This window comes from Stenotrophomonas maltophilia group sp. msm4, assembly GCF_032025605.1.
Taxonomy (GTDB): Bacteria; Pseudomonadota; Gammaproteobacteria; order Xanthomonadales; family Xanthomonadaceae; genus Stenotrophomonas; species Stenotrophomonas sepilia.
Genome location: NZ_JAVSKK010000001.1, coordinates 921770 through 940226, shown reverse-complemented (window position 1 = coordinate 940226; position 18457 = coordinate 921770). Strand labels below are relative to the sequence as shown.

Here is an 18457-nt window from a genome sequence, read left to right as displayed (position 1 = left end):
GGCGATACTGGCCTTCTGCCCGGCGGCACGGACTGCCGGCCACCGCAAGCAGGCCTGCCCATGCGCGGGCCACTGCAAGCCATCCGCAAGAAGGAGTTAACCCGCATGAGCGATTCGTTCTCCACCCGCAGCCAGCTGAATGTCGGTGGCAAGACCTACGACTACTTCAGCCTGCCCACGCTGGGCCAGCGCTTCGATATCTCCCACCTGCCCTACTCGATGAAGATCCTGCTGGAGAACCTGCTCCGGCACGAGGACGGCGGCATCACCGTCGGCAAGGACCACATCGAAGCCGTGGCCCGCTGGAACCCGGCGGCCGAGCCGGACACCGAGATCGCCTTCATGCCGGCGCGCGTGGTCCTGCAGGACTTCACTGGCGTGCCCTGCGTGGTCGACCTGGCCGCGATGCGCGACGCCGTCGTCAAGCTCGGCGGCAAGCCGGAGCAGATCAACCCGCAGATTCCCTCCGAACTGGTCATCGACCACTCGGTGCAGGTCGATGTGTTCGGAAAGCCCGACGCGCTGGACCTCAACGGCAAGATCGAGTTCCAGCGCAACCAGGAACGCTACGGCTTCCTGCGCTGGGGACAGAAGGCCTTCGACAACTTCAAGGTGGTGCCGCCCAACACCGGCATCGTCCACCAGGTGAACCTGGAGAACCTGGCCCGCGTGGTGATGACCGCGCAGAAGGATGGCAAGGACATTGCCTACCCCGACACCGTGTTCGGTACCGACAGCCATACCACCATGATCAACGGCATCGGCGTGCTCGGCTGGGGCGTGGGTGGCATCGAAGCCGAGGCCGCCATGCTCGGCCAGCCATCGTCGATGCTGATTCCGCAGGTCGTCGGCTTCAAGCTGACCGGCAAGCTGCCCGAAGGCGCCACCGCCACCGACCTGGTGCTGACCGTCACCCAGATGCTGCGCAAGCTGGGCGTGGTCGGCAAGTTCGTCGAGTTCTACGGTGACGGCCTGCAGCACCTGCCACTGGCCGACCGCGCCACCATCGGCAACATGGCCCCGGAATACGGCGCCACCTGCGGCATCTTCCCGATCGACGCCGAATCGCTGAACTACCTGCGCCTGTCCGGTCGCAGCGAAGAGCAGATCAACCTGGTCGAGGCCTATGCCAAGGCGCAGGGCCTGTGGCACGAACCGGGCAGCCCGCACGCCCAGTACAGCAGCACGCTGGAACTGGACATGGGCACGGTGAAGCCGTCGCTGGCCGGCCCGAAGCGCCCGCAGGACCGCGTCCTGCTGGAAGACGTGCAGAAGAACTACCGCGAAGCGCTGGTCGGCATGACCGCCAACCGTGACAAGCGCAGCGAGGACGTTGCCACCTTCGTCAACGAAGGCGGCGGCGCCGCCGTCGGCAACGAGCAGCTGGCCAAAGGCTTCGCCGACATCGAGATCGAAGGCCGCAAGGTGCGGCTGAAGGATGGCGCGGTGGTGATCGCGGCCATCACCTCGTGCACCAACACCTCCAACCCGGCGGTGATGATCGGTGCCGGCCTGCTGGCCCGCAATGCGGCCGCCAAGGGCCTGAACCGCCAGCCGTGGGTCAAGACCTCGCTCGGCCCGGGCTCGCGCGTGGTCACCGACTACCTGGAAAAGGCCGGTGTGCTGAAGGAGCTGGAGAAGATCGGCTTCTACGTGGTCGGCTACGGCTGCACCACCTGCATCGGCAACTCCGGCCCGCTGCCGACCGAAGTCAGCGCCGGCATCGCCGCCGGCGACCTGGTGGTGACCTCGGTGCTGTCAGGCAACCGCAACTTCGAGGGCCGCGTGCACCCCGAAGTGAAGATGAACTACCTGGCCAGCCCGCCGCTGGTGGTGGCCTATGCCATCGCCGGCACCACCGACATCGACCTGACCACCCAGCCGCTCGGCACCGGCAGCGACGGCCAGCCCGTGTTCCTGCGCGACATCTGGCCGAGCAACAAGGAAATCGGCGACGTCATCGCCGCCACCATTGGCCCGGAGATGTTCAAGCAGAACTACGCCGATGTGTTCAAGGGCGATACCCGCTGGAACACCATCGCCTCGCCGGACGGCAACCTGTACGCGTGGAGCGACGCCTCCACCTACATCAAGAACCCGCCCTACTTCGATGGCATGACCATGCAGACCGGCAGCATCGACGACGTGCACGGCGCACGCGTGATGGGCCTGTTCGGCGACTCGATTACCACCGACCACATTTCCCCGGCCGGCAACATCAAGAAGGACTCGCCGGCAGGCCGCTTCCTGCAGGAGCGCGGCGTGCAGCCGGCCGACTTCAACAGCTACGGCAGCCGTCGCGGCAACGATGACGTGATGGTCCGCGGCACCTTCGCCAACATCCGCATCAAGAACCTGATGTTCGGTGGCGAGGAAGGCGGCAACACCCTGTACTACCCGGCCGGTGGTGGCCAGCCGGAGAAGCTGGCGATCTACGATGCGGCCATGAAGTACAAGGCCGACAAGGTGCCGCTGGTGGTGCTGGCCGGCAAGGAATACGGCACCGGCTCGTCGCGTGACTGGGCGGCCAAGGGCACCCTGCTGCTGGGGGTGAAGGCGGTCATCGCCGAGAGCTTCGAGCGCATCCACCGCTCCAACCTGGTCGGCATGGGCGTGCTGCCGCTGCAGTTCCGCAACGGCGAGAACGCACAGACGCTGGGCCTGGACGGCTCGGAAGTGATCGACATCACCGGCCTGCAGGACGGTGCCAGCAAGCGCGCCACGGTCACCGCGACCAAGGCCGATGGCACGAAGAAGACCTTTGAGGTCTCGGTGATGCTGCTGACCCCGAAGGAAGTCGAGTACTTCCGCCATGGTGGCTTGCTGCAGTACGTGCTGCGCCAGCTGGCAGCCAAGTAACGGCGCGGCTGCGCCCGATTGAGGAAAGGGCCGGATCCTTGCGGATCCGGCCCTTTGCGTTTGCGATGCCCTTGTAGAGCCGAGCCTGCGCTCGGCTGCTTCTGCGCCAACAGCAGCCGAGCATGGGCTCGGCTCTACAGAAGCGATCACCGGCGCGGCGCATCCGGGTCGGTGCGCAGGGCCTTCAACAGGCCCCACATGTAGAACGCCAGGGTGAACGAGAACGGCAGGCCGCACAGCACCACCGCGGTCTGCATCGCGCTGAAATTGCCAGCCAGCAGTAGGCCGACGCTGGCCACAGTGATGCCGGCGGCCCAGAACACGCGCAGCCAGATCGGCGCGTCATGGCCATCTTCCACGCCATCGTCAACGCGACGCGTGCACAGGTTGGCGATCATCAGCGTGCCCGAGTCGACCGGGGTCAGGAACAGCACGAAGCCGATCACCACCGCAGCACCGGCCACGTACGGCGCCGCAGGCAGGTATTCCAGCAGCTTGAACAAGGTCATCGCTGCATCGTGCTGGGCCACGTCACCGAGGATCGCCTGGCCATGGTTGAGCACCAGGTCGATGGCGGTGTTGCCGAAGATCGACAGCCAGGCCAGGGTGAAGCCGAGCGGGATCAGCAGCACGCCCAAGATCACTTCGCGGATGGTGCGGCCGCGCGAGATGCGCGCCACGAAAAGGCCGACGAACGGCGCCCAGGCGATCCACCACGCCCAGTAGAACAGCGTCCACGCCCCCATCCACTCACGGCCCTTGGGATCGTTGAGGTACATGTCGAAGCTCTTGCGCACGAACGCGCCGAGATAATCGCCGGTGTTCTGGATCAGGCCGTCGAACAGGTGCAGGGTCGGGCCGGTGACCAGCACGAACAGCAGCAGGCCGCACAGCAGGCGCACGTTGAGGTTGGACAGCCAGGCAATGCCTTTTTCCACGCCAGCGACCACGCCGATGGTGGCCACGACCATCATAACCAGCACGATCGCCACCAGCACCTGCGGTGTATCCGGGATGTGGAACAGGTAGACCAGGCCGGACTGCACCACCAGCGCGCCGATGCCGAGGTTGGTCACCATCGAGATCAGCGTGGCCAGGATGCCGAAGCCATCGACCATGTCGCCGATGCGGCCATGAATGCGCTCACCGAAGACCGGGTACAACGCAGAGCGCAGCGCCAGCGGCAGGTCCCGGCGATAGGCGAAATAGCCCAGTGCCACGCCGACCAGCGCATACAGCGCCCAGCCATGCAGGCCCCAGTGCAGGAAGGTCAGCACCATCGCCTCGCGGCCGGCGGCCACGGTGCCGCCGGGCTGCCCGGGCGGATTGAGGAAATGATCCAGCGGCTCGTAGGCGCCGTAGTACAGCAGCGCGATGCCGATGCCCGCCGAGAACAGCATCGAGACCCAGGCCACGTAGCCGAAGGCCGGTGATTCCTCGTTGTGGCCCAGGCGGATGCGGCCGTACGGCGAGAACGCCAGCCACAGCACGAAGCCCAGGCACAGCACGATCAGCAGCATGTACCACCAGCCGAACGCGGCCGAGACCTCGGCCTGCGCCCATTGCAGCCAGTGCTCGCTGCCTTCGGGATAGAGAACGGTGAGCAGCCCGAGGATGCCGATCGACACCGAGGAGCTGAGGAAGACAAAACGGTTCAAGCGCAGGGGCGAGCGCTTGGGATGAGCCAGGGAAGACATGGGGTCGTCTCATCAAGTCCGAGGGAGCACATGGGCGGGGCCGGACCGGTAAACCGGGCCCATGGCGTGGGGCGCGAGCGCATCCTAGGGTTTATTGATTGAACGTTCAATCAATAAAAAGCATAATGGCGGGCAGCCCGATCCTTCGGGTCGCAAACCGTGGAGAGACAATGCCGAAGAAAGGCGTGGAACCGGTACGGCGCGAACAGCTGATCCGGGCCACTTTCCAGACCATCGACGAGATCGGCATGGCCGATGCCACCGTCGCCACCATCGCGAAGAAGGCGGGGTTGTCCAGCGGCATCGTCGCCCACTACTTCGGCGACAAGGACGGCCTGCTCAATGCTGCAATGCGGCAGATCCTGCGCGAACTGAAGGACGCCGTCGCCCGCTACCGCGCCGACGCCAGCGACAACCCGCGCGAGCAGCTGCGCGCCATCGTCGATGGCAACTTCGACGACAGCCAGATCAACGGCACCGCGATGCGCGTCTGGCTCACCTTCTGGGCCGCCAGCATGCACCAGCCGGAACTGGCCCGGCTCCAGCGCGCCAACGACCAGCGCCTGTTCTCCAACCTGTGCCACCAGTTCAACCACCTGCTGCCCCACCCGCAGGCCCGCCTGGCCGCCCGCGGCCTGGCCGCGATGATCGATGGCCTGTGGCTGCGCGGCAGCCTGGTCGGCGGCCAGTTCAACGCCGAGAAGTCCCGGCGCATCGCTTACGGCTACATCGACTTCCAGTTGCAGGCTGCCGCGCTATAAGCGCTTCAGCACCCGCCCCCTTCCAAGGAGTACGCCCCATGTCCACCCTGCCCGTCCAACAGCTCTACATCCACGGCCAGCGCGTCGATGCCACCAGCGGCAAGACCTTCAAGACCGTCAACCCGGCCACCGGCGAGGTGATCGCCGAGGTGCAGGTCGCCAGCCAGGCCGACGTCGAACGTGCCGTGCAGAGCGCAGCCGAAGGCCAGAAGGTGTGGGCCGCGATGACCGCCATGGAGCGCTCGCGCATCCTGCGCCGCGCCGTCGAGCTCCTGCGCGAGCGCAACGACGAACTGGCCCACCTGGAAACCCTGGACACCGGCAAGGCGCTGGCCGAGACCACCACCGTGGACATCGTCACCGGTGCCGACGTGGTCGAGTACTACGCCGGCCTGGCCACCGCCATCGAAGGCATCCAGTTGCCGCTGCGCGAATCGAGCTTCTTCTACACCCGTCGCGAGCCGCTGGGCGTGGTCGCCGGCATCGGTGCCTGGAACTACCCCATCCAGATCGCCATGTGGAAGTCGGCACCGGCGCTGGCCGCGGGCAACGCGATGGTGTTCAAGCCGTCCGAAGTGACCCCGCTGACCGCGATCCGGCTGGCCGAAATCTACACCGAAGCCGGCGTGCCGGCCGGCGTGTTCAACGTCGTGCAGGGCCCGGGCCGCGAGATCGGCCAGTGGCTGACCGAGCACCCGGTGATCGAAAAGATCTCCTTCACCGGTGGCGTCGCCACTGGCAAGAAGGTCATGGCCAGCGCGGCGTCCTCGTCGCTGAAGGAAGTGACCATGGAGCTGGGCGGCAAGTCGCCGCTGGTGATCTGCGACGACGCCGACCTGGACCGCGCCGCCGACATCGCGGTGATGGCCAACTTCTTCAGCTCCGGCCAGGTCTGCACCAACGGCACCCGCGTGTTCGTGCCGCGCAGCATGCTGGCCGCATTCGAGGCGGCCGTCGTCGAGCGCGTCAAGCGCATCCGCATCGGCGACCCGATGGCCGCCGAGACCAACTTCGGCCCGCTGACCAGCTTCCCGCACATGGAAAACGTGCTGCGCTACATCGAGAGTGGCAAGGCCGAAGGTGCCCGCCTGCTGACCGGCGGCGGCCGTGCCACCGAAGGCGCGCTGGCCAACGGCGCCTACGTGCTGCCGACCGTGTTCTCCGACTGCCGCGATGACATGACCATCGTCAAGGAAGAGATCTTCGGGCCGGTGATGAGCATCCTCGCCTATGACGACGAAGACGAAGTGGTGCGTCGTGCCAACGACACCACCTTCGGCCTCGCCGCCGGCGTGGTCAGCAAGGACATCAGCCGCGCCCACCGCATCATCCATCGCCTGGAAGCCGGCATCTGCTGGATCAACACCTGGGGTGAATCGCCGGCCGAAATGCCGGTCGGTGGCTACAAGGAATCCGGCGTCGGCCGCGAGAACGGTATCTCCACCCTCGGCCACTACACCCGCATCAAGTCGGTGCAGGTCGAGCTGGGCGACTACGCCAGCGTGTTCTGACCGGCGCGCCCCGAGCACGCCCCATCGTCCGGCCTCCGCGCCGATCCGACATTCCGCCGGGACGCCTGCATGCAGCGCGCCCCGGCCTGCAGGAGACACCCATGAGCACCCATAACGAGTACGACTACATCATCATCGGCGCCGGTTCGGCCGGCAACGTGCTGGCGACCCGCCTCACCGAAGATGCCGATGTCAGCGTGCTGCTGCTGGAAGCCGGTGGCCCGGACTACCGGCTCGACTTCCGTACCCAGATGCCGGCGGCGCTGGCCTTCCCGCTGCAGGGCAAGCGCTACAACTGGGCGTACAAGACCGATCCGGAGCCCTTCATGAACAACCGCCGCATGGACTGCGGCCGCGGCAAGGGCCTGGGTGGCTCGTCGCTGATCAACGGCATGTGCTACATCCGCGGCAACGCGATGGACTACGACAACTGGGCCAGCATGCCGGGCCTGGAAGACTGGACCTACCTGGACTGCCTGCCCTACTTCCGCAAGGCCGAAACCCGCGACATCGGCCCTAATGACTACCACGGCGGTGACGGCCCGCTGCGCGTGACCACGCCGAAGGCCGGCAACAACGAACTGTTCGCTGCGATGGTCGAAGCCGGCGTGCAGGCCGGCTACCCGCGCACCGACGACCTCAACGGCTACCAGCAGGAAGGCTTCGGCCCGATGGACCGCACGGTGACCCCGAACGGCCGTCGTTCCAGCACCGCCCGCGGCTACCTGGACCTGGCCAAGCCACGCCCGAACCTGACCATCGTCACCCACGCGCTGACCGACCGCATCCTCTTCTCGGGCAAGCGCGCGGTGGGCGTGCAGTGGCTGCACCACGACCAGCCGCAGCGTGCCACCGCCCGCCGCGAGGTGCTGCTGTGCGGCGGCGCCATCGCCTCGCCGCAGATCCTGCAGCGCTCGGGCGTCGGCCCGGCCGACCTGCTGCGCAGCCTCGACATCGACCTGGTGCACCACCTGCCGGGCGTCGGCGCCAACCTGCAGGATCACCTTGAGATGTACCTGCAGTACGAATGCAAGAAGCCGGTGTCGCTGGCGCCGGCGCTGAAGCTGTACAACCAGCCGGCGATCGGTGCCGAGTGGCTGTTCCTGGGCACCGGCATCGGCGCCAGCAACCAGTTCGAGGCCGGTGGCTTCATCCGCAGCGACGCCGAGTTCGACTGGCCGAACCTGCAGTACCACTTCCTGCCGGTGGCGATCAACTACAACGGCTCCAACCCGATCAAGGCGCACAGCTTCCAGATGCACGTCGGCTCGATGCGCTCGCCCAGCCGTGGCCGCATCCATGTGCGCTCGAAGGACCCGCGCGAACATCCGAGCATCCTGTTCAACTACATGTCGCACGAGCAGGACTGGCGCGAATTCCGCGCGGCGATCCGCATCACCCGCGAGATCTTCGCGCAGCCGGCGCTGGCCCCGTACAGCGGCCGCGAGATCTCGCCGGGCAGTGCACTGCAGACCGACGCGCAGATCGATGCATTCGTGCGCGAGCATGCCGAGACCGCCTACCACCCGTCGTGCTCGAACAAGATGGGCCATGCCGATGACCCGATGGCGGTGGTCGATGGCCAGGGTCGCGTGCACGGCCTGGAAGGCCTCCGCATCGTCGATGCCTCGATCATGCCGCAGGTGGTGACCGGCAACCTCAACGCGCCGACCATCATGATGGCCGAGAAGCTGGCCGACGTGATCCGCGGCCGCACCCCGCTGGCCCGCAGCACTGCGCCGTACTACAAGGCCAACGGCGCACCGGTGCGCAAGCAGGGCTGACGCAAGCGGCCCGGTTGGCGCCACGGTAGTGCCGGCCGCTGGCCGGCACCAACCGGAATCCCGATCGAGCACAGATGCCGGCCAGCGGCCGGCACTACCCAGCAAAGAGGCCCTTCGGGGCCTCTTCGCGTTTTCCCTACGGCGGGGTATGCTGCAATGACCGGCCGTTGTCGATACGCTCAGGGCCGGAACCTAATACATCACGATTCCTGGAGGGGGAATATGAGTCTGGATCGTCCCTGGCTGCAGAGCTATCCGAAAGGCGTTCCCGCCGAGATCGACGTCAACGAGTTCCATTCGGTAGCTTCGGTCTTCGACGCTTCCGTCGCGAAATTCCGCGACCGTCCCGCCTACTCCAGCTTCGGCAAGGTCCTCACCTATGGCGAGACCGACGCGCTGGTCAATCAGTTCGCGGCCTACCTGCTGGGAGAGCTCAAGCTCAAGAAGGGTGACCGCGTCGCCCTGATGATGCCCAACTGCCTGCAGTACCCGGTGGCCACCTTCGGCGTGCTGCGCGCCGGCCTGACCGTGGTCAATGTCAATCCGTTGTACACCGCGCGCGAGCTCAAGCACCAGCTGATCGATGCCGGCGTGACCGCACTGGTGGTGGTCGACAACTTCGGCGACACCGTCGAGCAGGTCATCGCCGATACGCCGGTCAAGCACGTGATCACCACCGGCCTGGGCGACCTGCTTGGCGCCAAGGGCGTGATCGTCAACTTCGTGCTGAAGTACATCAAGAAGATGGTGCCCAACTACCATCTCAAGGGCGCGGTGCGCTTCCGCCAGGCGCTGAAGATCGGCAGCCGCCACAGCCTGCCCCAGGTCGAGATCGACCACGACGACATTGCATTCCTGCAGTACACCGGCGGCACCACCGGCGTGGCCAAGGGCGCGATGCTGACCAACCGCAACCTGATCGCCAACATGCAGCAGGCCTCGGCCTGGATCAGTGCGTCGGGCATCGAGATGGGCAAGGAGTGGATCATCACCGCCCTGCCGCTGTACCACATCTTCGCACTGACCGCGAACGGGCTGGTCTTCATGAAGTTCGGTGGCTGCAACCACCTGATCACCAATCCGCGTGACATGAAGGGCTTCGTCAAGGAGCTCAAGTCGGTGCGCTTCACCGCCATCACCGGCGTCAACACGCTGTTCAATGGCCTGCTCAACACCCCCGGCTTCGACACGGTCGACTTTTCCTCGCTGAAGGTCACCCTGGGCGGCGGCATGGCGGTGCAACGCGCCGTGGCCGAGCGTTGGAAGAAGGTCACCGGGGTGACCCTGGTCGAGGCGTATGGCCTGACCGAGACCTCGCCGGCGGCCTGCATCAACCCGCTCACCCTGACCGAATACAACGGCTCGATCGGCCTGCCGATCCCGTCCACCGATGCCTGCATCAAGGACGACAACAGCGCCATCCTGCCGCTGGGCGAGGTCGGCGAGCTCTGCATCAAGGGCCCGCAGGTGATGAAGGGCTACTGGCAGCGCCCGGAGGAAACCGCCAAGGCGATCGATGCCGACGGCTGGTTGCATACCGGCGACATGGCGAAGATGGACGAACACGGCTTCTTCTACATCGTCGACCGCAAGAAGGACATGATCCTGGTGTCCGGCTTCAACGTGTACCCGAATGAAGTCGAGGACGTGATCGCGATGATGCCGGGCGTGCTGGAAGTGGCCGCGGTCGGCGTGCCGGACGAAAAGTCCGGGGAAGTGGTCAAGGTGGTCATCGTGAAGAAGGACCCGAACCTGACCGCCGAAATGGTCAAGGAGCATGCCCGGGCCAACCTGACCGGCTACAAGCACCCCAAAATCGTTGAATTCCGAAAGGAGCTGCCGAAGACCAATGTCGGCAAGATCCTCCGTCGCGAACTCCGCGATACGCCCGCCCAGTAAGGGTTTGCGGCAATTTGAACGATGCAGGGCCCGGGGCGGAAACGTCCCGGGCCCTTTCGCATGCGACGCCCCTGGGGCGGTGTAGCATCGCCGCGTGTGTGGACCGTTCGGCCCGCCGGCCACCCACCTGACACTGCGGGCCGCATGCCGAGGACCCTTCCATGAGTACCATCGAAAAGCTGCCTTCAAGCGGCTCACCGTTCGCCACCATCCGCACCGAAGACAGCGCCGACGGCGCTGCCCACTGGCTGTTCATGCACGCCGATGCCGCCACTGGGATCCGCCCCTGCTGCCGCAAGGACATGCTCGACGAGATGTGGAGCTACATGGCGGCCATCACCCGCAGCCCTGCCGAACGCCACAGCGGAACATTGCGGCATTTCGTGCTGGCCTCCGATGCCGTCGCCTACAATCTGGGCGGCGACCTGGACCTGTTCACACGCCTGATCCGCGAAGGCAACCGCGACCTCCTGCTGAACTATGCCCAGCGCTGCGTGGAGGGCGTGCACCACCTGCACACCGGGTTCGGCGGCGACGTCCGTTCGATCGCGCTGATCCAGGGTGACGCCCTCGGCGGCGGCCTGGAAATGGCCCTGGCCTGCCACACCATCGTCGCCGAGGAAGGCAGCGGACTGGGCCTGCCGGAGGTGCTGTTCGGCCTGTTCCCGGGCATGGGTGCGTACTCCTTCCTGTGCAGGCGCGTGTCCCCCCACCTGGCCGAGAAGATCATCCTCGACGGCCGGGTCTACAGCGCCGAGGAGATGCATGCGATGGGCGTGGTCGACGTGCTGGTGAAGAAGGGCGAAGGCCGGGCGGCGGTGGAAGACCTGATCCGCCAGCAGCAGCGCACACCGCAGTCCTATCTGGCGATGAACGCCGCACGCGCCATCGCCCAGCCGGTCAGCTACGACGAACTGCTGGAGATCACCAAGGTATGGGTCGATTCCGCCCTGGCCCTCGGCGACCGTTCGCTGCGCACCATGGACCGCCTGATCAAGGCCCAGACCCGTCGCGCCAGCCTCGACGCGGCCTGATTCATCCCTCCCCCAGGATGGGTTCAAGCCCGGTTGGCCACCGGGCTTTTTTTATGCACCCTGCCGTGGTTCAACGCGCCTCGCCATCGTCGGCAGCGCCGCGCAGCCGGCGTTCGGCCCGTGCCTCCAGCGCGCGCCGGCCTTCCTTGATCGCCTCCTGCAGGATGCCCAGGCGCTGGCGCCATTCGGTCTTCAGCTGCCAGTCGGCCATCCGCATCAGCTCGCCGGCACGGTTGGACGCGCGCATCAGGCCAAGGTTGCTGGCCACGCCCTTGATCGCGTGGGATTGTTCGCGGAACACATCCCACTGCGTGGCCTCACCGGCCTGCTCGGCCTTGCCCATGCAGCCCGCCACGTCCTCCAGGCATTGGCGGATGAACTCACGTTCGAAGCCCTCGCCCATGCCCAGCGAGGCCAGCTCGTCCAGCACGCTGCTGTCGAGCACCCCATCCTGCAGCGCCATCGGTCGCACCACCGGTGCGGCCATGGTCTTCAGCTGGGCGTTGCTGGCGATCTCGGCCAGGGTATCGAGCAGGCGCACCGCCACCACGGGCTTGGCCAGGAACGCATGCGCCCCAGCCTGGGTACAGCGCTGGATCGCCTCGGGCGTGACATCGGCGCTGAGCACCAGCACCGGCGTGCGCGGTCCGCCGCCGGCCTGCATCACCCGCAACTCCTTCAGCATGTCCAGCCCGCTCATGCCCGGCATGTGCAGGTCGACGATGACCGCGTCGAACTCACTGTCGGCCAGCGCATCCAGCACCGCCTCACCGCCATCCACGCACAGCACGCGATGCCCGGCCTTCTGCAGCAGGCGCTGCAGGACCATGCGGTTGGCCTCGTGGTCGTCGGCCACCAGGATCTGCATGCTGCGCACGCGGGCGCGATGGCGCAGGAACGGGTCGGCAAATGCGATCACGTTGCCGCCCGGCCCCACGTCGTCGTCGCCGGTCAGGCTCGGCACCGCACCCGGCACCTGCGGCTGCGGCGGCGCGAACGGCAACTCGACCCAGAAGTGGCTGCCGCGCGGCGGGTTTTCCAGATAGCCGATGTCACCGTCCATCGCCTCGACCAGGCCCTTGGCGATGGTTGTGCCCAGCCCGGTGCCCTCGTGGCGACGCGCCATGCTGACGTCAGCCTGCTCGAAGGCATCGAACAGCCGCGCACGCATGGCCGGGGCCACGCCGATGCCGGTGTCGAGGATGTCGAAGCGCAGCCGCACCGCGCCACTGGTATCGGCCTGCACCACGCTGACACGGATTTCGACCCGGCCGTGATCGGTGAACTTGACCGCGTTGCCGGCCAGGTTCAGCAGGATCTGCCGCAGGTGCCCGACGTCCCCGCGCACGCGTGGCGGTACACCGTCAGCCACCTTCACCCGGTACTCCAGGCGCTTGGCCTTGGCCTGCGGCAACAGGATCAGCCCGATCGCCTGGATCACGTCGGCCACGGCGAAGTCTTCGGCCACCACGCGCAGCTTGCCGGCCTCGATGGCCGAGATGTCCAGCACTTCCTCCACCAGCGCCAGCAGGCTGCGCGAAGACGCCTGGATGGTGTTGAGGCACTCGCGCTGCTCATCGTCCAGGCGCGTGGTCGCCAGTACTTCGGTCATGCCGTTGAGGCCGTTCAACGGCGTGCGGAACTCGTGGCTCATGTTGGCCAGGAAACGGCTCTTGGCCTCGCTGGCACGGCGCGCCTCGGCCATCGCTTCGGTCAGCTGCCGCAGCAGCGTCGAGAAGTACAGCGGCACCGCCGCCAAGCCGAGCCAGAGGCCGATGGCCAGACGGAAATTCTGTTGCCAGTAAGGCGTCAGCAGCACCGTGCAACCGAAGCTCACCATCGCCATCGCCACCGCCACGTACAGGTAGTGGTTGCCGAAGCGCATGCCGTTGCCGACCGTCACCCACATCACCACGATGTAGACCCAGGCCAGGGGCTCGCCCATCTGCACCATGCCGGCAGCGATCAGGCCATAGTCGGCGAGCATGCCCAGCACGCGGCGGGGATCGGAACGCGCCGGCCGCCACAGCAGCCAGCCGAACAACAGCAGCGACAGGCTCAGGCCGGTCAATACGATCGCCAGCACGCCCACGTACTGCGTGTGCGGCAGGTCGTGGCGCGGCGCCGGCAACAGCACGTAGGCCAGGATCAAGCTGATCAGGACAATACGGACGATCTGCTGGCCGTGTTCGCTGTCCTGGCGCTGGGACAGGCGCAGCCGCAGCTGCGACAACAGCCGTTTCACGCGCCCAGCCCCGGGCGCGCGGACGCCATCGAATGCTCGGCGCAGATCTGGTCCAGCTGTTCGCGGCCGCGCAGCAGCGCGTCCACGCATCGGGGATCGAACAGCCGGCCACGCTGGGCGTAGAGATAAGCCAGGGTGGCTTCCATGGTCCATGCTTCCTTGTACGGACGGGGCGAAATCAGGGCGTCGAAGACATCGGCGACAGCCACGATGCGCGCTTCCAGCGGAATCGCATCGCCGACCAGCCCATCAGGATAGCCGCTGCCGTCGTAGCGCTCATGATGACGCAGTGCGATCAACGCGCCAACCTGGATGAAACGATTCTGGCTGCCGCTCAGCAGTTCATGGCCAATCCGCGGGTGCCGGCGCATGATCGCCAGCTCCTCCTCGTTGAGCTTGCCCTGCTTGAGCAGCACCGCATCGGGAATGGCGATCTTGCCCATGTCATGCAGCGGCGCAGCCATTTCGATCAGGCGCACCTCCTCCTCGGGCAGCCCGAGCTGTTCGGCAATCAGGCCGGCCACACGTGCCATGCGCTCCAGGTAGGCGCTGGTGCCGGCATCACGGAACTCGATCGCGCGCGCCAGCCGCGACAGCGTTTCGCGCTCCCGCTCTTCGACCTCATGCATGCTGGCCAGCAGGCGCTGCTCCAGCGACAGCGCCCGTTGCTTCACGTTCTCGGTCTGCTGGCGCAGCTGCAGCAGGTTGTAGCAGCGAGCACGCAGTTCGCGCGGGCGGATCGGCTTGACCAGGAAGTCGATGACGCCGGCTTCCAGTGCCGCCTGGCGGATCGGCTCGTCACCGACCACGGTGATCAGGATCACCGGAATGTCGCGGTGCTTGGGCAGGCGACGGAAACGACGGGCGAACTCCAGCCCATCCATCTCCGGCATACGGTAATCGAGCAGCAGCAGGTCGACCGGATGGGCTTCGCACCAGGCCAATGCGGTCAGCGGATCGCCGAAGTCATACACGCTCAGTTCCGGCGCGATGTCTTCGATGACGTGACGCAGCATCGTCCGGGCGGAAGTCTGGTCATCAACGATGACGATATTCAACGCGTACTCTGCCTGGTTTTTCGACCACGCTGGATCATCAGCAGGCGAGGATACTCTGCCGCTGCGAACGCTCGCACCCTGCATCGGCCTGACTCCCGTGTCATGCGTCCCGATTCATGATCGTCATCACAATGTGAAGCGGACTCCCCACACCGTGCCCTCCCCTGACGCCGATCAAGCCATAACAGGCGTCAAGGTAGTGCAATTACGATACGCCGAGTGCGGGACGCGTCAATCGCGCCGTCTCGTTTCGGGACGGCGCGCACAATCGGGAGTCAAAAACGCGACTTACTGCTCCGGACGCATGTACGGGAACAGCAGCACATCGCGGATCGAGCTGCTGCCGGTCAGCAGCATCACCAGACGATCGACGCCGATGCCGAGGCCGCCGGTCGGGGCCATGCCGTACTCCAGCGCACGGATGTAGTCGGCGTCGTAGTGCATGGCCTCATCGTCGCCACCTTCCTTCGCGGCCACCTGGGCCTGGAAGCGCTGGGCCTGGTCTTCCGGGTCGTTCAACTCGGAGAAGCCATTGGCCAGCTCCTTGCCGTTGACGAACAGCTCGAAGCGGTCGGTGTAGCCCGGATCATTGTCGTTGGCACGGGCCAGCGGCGAGACTTCCACCGGATGGTCGGTGATGAAGGTCGGCTGGATCAGGGTGTGCTCGACGGTGGCCTCGAAGATCTCAAGCAGCAGCTTGCCCCAGCCGTAGGACGGCTTGACGCGGATGTTCAAGCGCTCGCAATGGCGCAGCAGCGCGTCACGGTCGGTGCAGTCGGCAACCGAGATTTCCGGGTTGTGGTGGCGCACGGCTTCGTCCATGCGCCAGCGGCGGAACGCCGGGCCCAGGTCGATCTTCGCCCCGTCCCACTCGACCTCGGTGCTGCCGTTGACCGTCCTGGCCACGTCACGGATCACGCCTTCGGTCAGGTCCATGATCTCGTTGTACGTGGCATAGGCCTCGTACAGCTCCATCATGGTGAATTCCGGATTGTGGCGGGTGCTGACGCCTTCGTTGCGGAAGTTGCGGTTGATCTCGTACACGCGCTCCAGGCCGCCCACGGTCAGGCGCTTGAGGTACAGCTCCGGCGCCACGCGCAGGTACAGGTCCAGGTCCAGCGCGTTGTGGTGGGTGGTGAACGGCTTGGCCGCCGCGCCGCCGGGGATGTAGTGCATCATCGGCGTTTCGACTTCCAGGAAGTCGCGGTTGTCCAGCCACGCACGCATGGCGCGGATGATCTTCGAGCGCTTGATGAAGACCGCGCGCGACTCCGGGGTGACGATCAGGTCGACGTAACGCTGGCGGTAACGCTGCTCGACGTCGGCCAGGCCATGCCACTTGTCCGGCAACGGACGCAGCGACTTGGTCAGCAGGCGGATCGACTCGGCCTTGACCGACAGCTCGCCGGTCTTGGTCCGGGTCAGGCCGCCTTCGACGGCGATGATGTCGCCCACGTCCCAGCCCTTGAACGCGGTGTAGGCATCGCCCAGCACGGCCCCCTGCAGGAACAGCTGGATGCGGCCGGACTCGTCCTGGATCTGCGCGAAGCTCGCCTTGCCCATGATGCGCTTGGCCATCAGGCGGCCGGCCATCTTCACCTGGCGGCCGTTGCCTTCCAGCGCCTCGGCGGTCCACTGCTCGGCATCGGCGAATTCTTCCTGCAGGCGGCCGGCGAAGTCCTCACGACGGAAATCGTTCGGGTACGCGATGCCCTGCCCACGCAGCGCTTTGAGTTTCTCACGGCGCTCGGCGATCAACTTGTTCTCGTCGACGGGGGGGGTATCGGTAGCTTCGCTCATGGATCTGCGGGAATCGTGTAGTGAGGGGGATCTTGCGCCCGGCGCGGCCGGCTCCACAGCATACCAAAACCGCCCTGCCCCGGCCTGGAGAGGGGTCAGATCCCTTTGCGCTGCAAAGGGATCTGACCCCATCAGCGGATCGGCGCCTACGCGTTCCCGGGGAACGCCTGCCGCAGCTCATCCACCAGCACCCGCTGGTTCTCCGAGTAGTCGACCGGTACCGACACCAGGTGCACCCCGCCCTCGTTGAATGCCGCCTGCAGGGTCGGGATGAACTGCTCGATGGCGGTCACCTCATGCCCCTTGCAGCCATAGGCCTCGGCGTACTTCACGAAATCCGGGTTGCTGAAGGTCATGCCGTAGTCGGTGAAGCCATCCACCGCCTGCTTCCAGCGGATCATGCCGTAGGCGCCGTCGTTGAGGATCAGCACCACCAGGTTGAGCCCCAGCCGGCGCGCCGTCTCCAGCTCCTGGCTGTTCATCATGAAACCACCATCGCCACACACCGCCAGCACCCGCCGCTGTGGATACAGGATCGAGGCCATGATCGCCGATGGCAGGCCCGCGCCCATGGTCGCCAGCGCGTTGTCCAGCAGCAATGTGTTGGCCACCTGGGTACGGTAGTTGCGAGCGAACCAGATCTTGTACATGCCGTTGTCCAGCGCCACGATGCCGTCCGGCGGCATCACCTGGCGCACGTCGTGCACCAGCCGCTGCGGGGTGAAACGGGCCTCCTCGGCACGGTCGGCCAGATGCTCGAGGATGGTCGCGCGCAGCGGCAGCAGCGCGGCGGCATTCGGCACCGCGCCTTCGATGCGGTCGGCCAGCTGGGTCAGCGAACGGCCGATGTCGCCGATCACCTCCACCTGCGGGAAGTACACCTGTTCCACCGCCGCCTGCGAGTAGCCGATATGGATCACGGTCGGCCCGCCCGGGCGCATCACGAACGGCGGCTTCTCGGTGACCTCGTGGCCGATGGTCACGATCACGTCGGCCTGGTCGATCGCCATGTGGACGTAATCGCGCTCGGTGAGCGCTGCGGTGCCCATGTACAGGCCCGAGCCGCCGGCCACCGCGCCCTTGCCCATCTGCGTGGTGAAGAACGGAATGCCGGCGCGCAGCACGAACGCCGACAGCGCCTCGCTGGACTGCGGCCGCGACGCCGCCGAAGCGATCATCAGCAGCGGTCGCTTTGCACTGCGGATGGTCTCTGCCGCCCGATCCAACGCTTCCGGACTGGCGATGGAACGATCCACCGCGTGCGGCGGAACCAGCGCCACGCCCTCCACCTCATCGGCCGCGATGTCTTCGGGCAGCTCCAGCAGCACTGGGCCCGGGCGCTCTTCCTGGGCGACACGGAACGCCTCGCGGACGATGGTCGGGATCGTGCGCGCCGAGACGATCTGCCGTGCCTGCTTGGTCAACGGCTTCATCGTGCCGACGATGTCGACGATCTGGAAGCGCGCCTGCTTGCTGGCGACGATGCCCTTCTGGCCAGTGATCATGATCACCGGCCACGCACCGAGCAGCGCATAGGCGGCGCCGGTGGTGAAGTTGAGCGCGCCCGGACCGAGCGTGGCCAGGCACACGCCGGGCTTGCCGGTCAGGCGGCCATAGGTGGCGGCCATGAACACCGCTGCCTGCTCGTGGCGGGTGATGACCAGCTCGATGCTGGAATGACGAAGCGACTCGACCACGTCGAGGTTTTCCTCGCCGGGGATACCGAAAATGCGCTCGACGCCTTCGTTCTCAAGCGCGGCGACAAGCAGATCTGAACCCTTGGACATTGGAATGCCGTCCTTTTCGCTG

At 66.2% G+C, this 18457-nt stretch carries 11 protein-coding genes; 6 read left to right on the top strand and 5 right to left on the bottom strand.

Annotated features, from left to right (window positions below):
• The first annotated feature begins 105 nt into the window (after nucleotides 1-105).
• Nucleotides 106-2859: an aconitate hydratase AcnA gene (gene acnA, locus ROV93_RS04405; RefSeq protein ID WP_072168982.1), complete on the top strand. Its 2754-nt coding sequence runs from the start codon at nucleotides 106-108 to the stop codon at nucleotides 2857-2859.
• Between the two features lie 146 nt (nucleotides 2860-3005).
• On the opposite strand, the gene ROV93_RS04400 is transcribed toward acnA, so the two are convergent.
• Entirely contained in the window at nucleotides 3006-4556 is a 1551-nt protein-coding gene (locus tag ROV93_RS04400; protein ID WP_072168983.1) for a BCCT family transporter, read from the bottom strand.
• A gap of 170 nt (nucleotides 4557-4726) precedes the next feature.
• Here ROV93_RS04400 and betI point away from each other — a divergent pair, with 170 nt between their 5' ends.
• The 5 genes from betI to ROV93_RS04375 all read left to right on the top strand — a co-directional run bounded on the left by betI (nucleotide 4727) and on the right by ROV93_RS04375 (nucleotide 11545).
• A complete protein-coding gene (gene betI, locus ROV93_RS04395; RefSeq protein ID WP_072168984.1) occupies nucleotides 4727-5317 on the top strand; it encodes a transcriptional regulator BetI in 591 nt (196 codons plus the stop codon).
• A gap of 38 nt (nucleotides 5318-5355) precedes the next feature.
• On the top strand, nucleotides 5356-6828 hold the full coding sequence (gene betB, locus ROV93_RS04390; protein WP_072168985.1) for a betaine-aldehyde dehydrogenase: 1473 nt from the start codon (nucleotides 5356-5358) through the stop codon (nucleotides 6826-6828).
• Between the two features lie 101 nt (nucleotides 6829-6929).
• Entirely contained in the window at nucleotides 6930-8612 is a 1683-nt protein-coding gene (gene betA / locus ROV93_RS04385; RefSeq protein ID WP_072168986.1) for a choline dehydrogenase, read from the top strand.
• Nucleotides 8613-8834: 222 nt separating this feature from the next.
• Nucleotides 8835-10511, top strand: coding sequence for a long-chain fatty acid--CoA ligase (locus tag ROV93_RS04380; RefSeq protein ID WP_065177624.1), 1677 nt, complete (start codon nucleotides 8835-8837; stop codon nucleotides 10509-10511).
• A 161-nt stretch (nucleotides 10512-10672) separates the two neighbouring features.
• Nucleotides 10673-11545, top strand: a complete 873-nt coding sequence (locus tag ROV93_RS04375; RefSeq protein ID WP_072168987.1) for a crotonase/enoyl-CoA hydratase family protein — start codon at nucleotides 10673-10675, stop codon at nucleotides 11543-11545.
• Nucleotides 11546-11615: 70 nt separating this feature from the next.
• On the opposite strand, the gene ROV93_RS04370 is transcribed toward ROV93_RS04375, so the two are convergent.
• The 4 genes from ROV93_RS04370 to ROV93_RS04355 all read right to left on the bottom strand — a co-directional run bounded on the left by ROV93_RS04370 (nucleotide 11616) and on the right by ROV93_RS04355 (nucleotide 18435).
• Nucleotides 11616-13790 carry a response regulator gene (locus ROV93_RS04370; protein ID WP_180890806.1) on the bottom strand — a complete coding sequence of 725 codons (2175 nt, stop codon included), beginning with the start codon at nucleotides 13788-13790 and terminating at the stop codon, nucleotides 11616-11618.
• Entirely contained in the window at nucleotides 13787-14932 is a 1146-nt protein-coding gene (locus ROV93_RS04365) for a two-component system response regulator (protein ID WP_049435901.1), read from the bottom strand. Before ROV93_RS04365 ends, ROV93_RS04370 begins: the two co-directional genes overlap by 4 nt.
• Before the next feature lie 204 nt (nucleotides 14933-15136).
• Nucleotides 15137-16648 (bottom strand): lysine--tRNA ligase, encoded by a 1512-nt coding sequence (gene lysS / locus ROV93_RS04360; RefSeq protein ID WP_072168989.1) that lies wholly within the window; start codon nucleotides 16646-16648, stop codon nucleotides 15137-15139.
• Between the two features lie 146 nt (nucleotides 16649-16794).
• On the bottom strand, nucleotides 16795-18435 hold the full coding sequence (locus tag ROV93_RS04355) for an acetolactate synthase large subunit (RefSeq protein ID WP_072168990.1): 1641 nt from the start codon (nucleotides 18433-18435) through the stop codon (nucleotides 16795-16797).
• Nucleotides 18436-18457: the final 22 nt, after the last annotated feature.

What these genes read in the sequence shown, in the direction of transcription:
- acnA (WP_072168982.1), top strand. Translation starts at nt 106, where the DNA reads ATGAGCGATTCGTTCTCCACCCGCAGCCAGCTGAATGTCGGTGGCAAG.
- ROV93_RS04400 (WP_072168983.1), bottom strand. Translation starts at nt 4,556, where the DNA reads ATGTCTTCCCTGGCTCATCCCAAGCGCTCGCCCCTGCGCTTGAACCGT.
- betI (WP_072168984.1), top strand. Translation starts at nt 4,727, where the DNA reads ATGCCGAAGAAAGGCGTGGAACCGGTACGGCGCGAACAGCTGATCCGG.
- betB (WP_072168985.1), top strand. Translation starts at nt 5,356, where the DNA reads ATGTCCACCCTGCCCGTCCAACAGCTCTACATCCACGGCCAGCGCGTC.
- betA (WP_072168986.1), top strand. Translation starts at nt 6,930, where the DNA reads ATGAGCACCCATAACGAGTACGACTACATCATCATCGGCGCCGGTTCG.
- ROV93_RS04380 (WP_065177624.1), top strand. Translation starts at nt 8,835, where the DNA reads ATGAGTCTGGATCGTCCCTGGCTGCAGAGCTATCCGAAAGGCGTTCCC.
- ROV93_RS04375 (WP_072168987.1), top strand. Translation starts at nt 10,673, where the DNA reads ATGAGTACCATCGAAAAGCTGCCTTCAAGCGGCTCACCGTTCGCCACC.
- ROV93_RS04365 (WP_049435901.1), bottom strand. Translation starts at nt 14,932, where the DNA reads ATGCAGGGTGCGAGCGTTCGCAGCGGCAGAGTATCCTCGCCTGCTGAT.
- lysS (WP_072168989.1), bottom strand. Translation starts at nt 16,648, where the DNA reads ATGAGCGAAGCTACCGATACCCCCCCCGTCGACGAGAACAAGTTGATC.
- ROV93_RS04355 (WP_072168990.1), bottom strand. Translation starts at nt 18,435, where the DNA reads ATGTCCAAGGGTTCAGATCTGCTTGTCGCCGCGCTTGAGAACGAAGGC.